The sequence below is a fragment of the Pseudoalteromonas sp. SD03 genome (genome assembly GCF_040937955.1).
Classification (GTDB): domain Bacteria; phylum Pseudomonadota; class Gammaproteobacteria; order Enterobacterales; family Alteromonadaceae; genus Pseudoalteromonas; species Pseudoalteromonas tetraodonis.
In genome coordinates this window covers 1-1,838 of record NZ_CP162516.1, presented here as the reverse complement: position 1 = coordinate 1,838, position 1,838 = coordinate 1, and the positions used below count along the sequence as shown (strand labels likewise).

General features: G+C 38.4%; 1 protein-coding gene. It reads right to left on the bottom strand.

Features of this window, described 5'->3' with window-relative positions; all coding sequences use genetic code 11:
• Nucleotides 1–860: 860 nt before the first annotated feature.
• Complete coding sequence (locus ABZP26_RS19800; RefSeq protein ID WP_368485891.1) at nucleotides 861–1,838, bottom strand: protein rep; 978 nt, start codon at nucleotides 1,836–1,838, stop codon at nucleotides 861–863.

The following is a 1,838-nucleotide window of genomic DNA, read 5'->3' as shown; positions in this document are numbered from 1 at the left end:
TGTCTTCTCTCGTGACTTTACAGAGTTGAGAAGATGAGGTTTTTCGGTTTGCGCCTTGGTCGGTGGCAATCTGGAGAACCAACTGAAGGGGATGTGTTCGAGCACTCCCCTTTGTCCTTCCTAGAGCCTAAATTTAAAATGGCGTCTTTAAAAAATAAAACCTCAAATTCGGTTTAACCTACCCCCTCGGGTAGAGTGTTAAAGTTAATGCAAAAACCCTTTAATAGCAAGGCTTTGAAAGGTGTTTTATATGTGTTTTTAATCTGCGCGTTGTTTCTATAGTATCAAGTAAAGGATTTTGCTCCGCAAAAAGAGCGAAAAACCGCACCTCGTGCACAAAAGGAACGGTGAAAAATAACCACAGATAAGTGTAATTATCAGCATCTATTTTGTTTATCAGGGGCGCATGCTGCGCGGGTTCGTTTCTCCAAACGTAAATGGTTTACTGTTTCGGCCAGCTAGCTACAGGTTTTTATATCAATTTTGTGTGTGGCCTTACGTAAGACAAGTCTTACAAGAATTCAGAGTAGATAATCAATCCTCCGCATATTCCGCGGCAAGCGCTGGAGTTATGCGGGGGATTGATTAGTGCTAAAGGAATAAACTAGATGGTAAGTTGCTTAATCAGATTTTTACATTGTTGAATTTCTAATTTGCAAGAATCTAAGTTATCAGAATCTAATAAATTAGAATATGAGTTATTAGAATCTAAGACATGATTTAATGCTTTTAAGCGAGAATCAAGCGAGTCTTTAATAATAGATATTTGATAAGAGTTCAGGGTAACTGTTAGTTTCATATTTAAGTCCGATCACATGTTTTATGTATTTATGTATTCATGTATTCATGAGTAAATATAGTCATGAAATATATTGCTTTAAACCTATATTCCATTTGTACATCTGGAGAACGACAGCATCTACCTGATCCGATTCACCGAAAACATTAACCAAGTCAACAGAGTCTGAATCAACATCATCAAACTTTAATTTCTGATAATGCTCTTTCATACGGCCACCAAAAGCTATAAGGCGTTTAAATTTGAGTATCTCTGCAAGTTCACCAACAACAGTGGGATCAGCTACATAACGGTCTTTAGAGAGCTTCTTAATGTAATCTGAGGGCTTTGTGGCGTATTTGCCAACCTCAGCAGCTGCGGCCTCAATAGTGGAGCCTGAGCGCTTAGGGTTAGGTTTAATGCGCCTAACATCAACCTGAGTAATATAATCATTCTTCATGGCCAACTGCCAAAGCTCAAGCCAGCGAGAATGATTTATATAATTTTGGCCCTTGAAGTACTTTGCAGGAACAGCGAGTAAAACATGAAAGTGAGGGTGGTAAGTGTTAGTTTTTTTGTTATGAGTAATCTCTAAAGCTTTAAACCAGCCCCAAATAGATTTTTTAAATTCAGCCCTCCTGGACAAACTAGCCCAGGCTTTATTCATTTTCTTTATTTCGTCAGATAAATCGGCAGCAGAAACATTAGGAACGGTTAAGGTTAAAAGTAAATATTGAGTGCTTTTATACTCAGATTGGAGAGATAAACAAACATCTTTAACTTGGTGAAAAACAACAAGGGAACGTCTTTTTTGGCAAGCTGGGCACATTCGGTCTTTACAAAAATAAGCTTTGATAAGTCTTTTTTCCCCTGAGTTTGAAACCCCAAAAGCGAGAAGAGAACCACAATCTAAAATACGCTCGGAGCGAACTTCATCAGTGTAATTCATCGCGTGGGAAACAGCGGTACTTTTGAGCTTAAAAGTTCGCCAGTCGGTGGTATCTTGCAAAATTTCACCCGAATCGTGGATTACGGGCAAGTCTTCATATATAATTTTCAT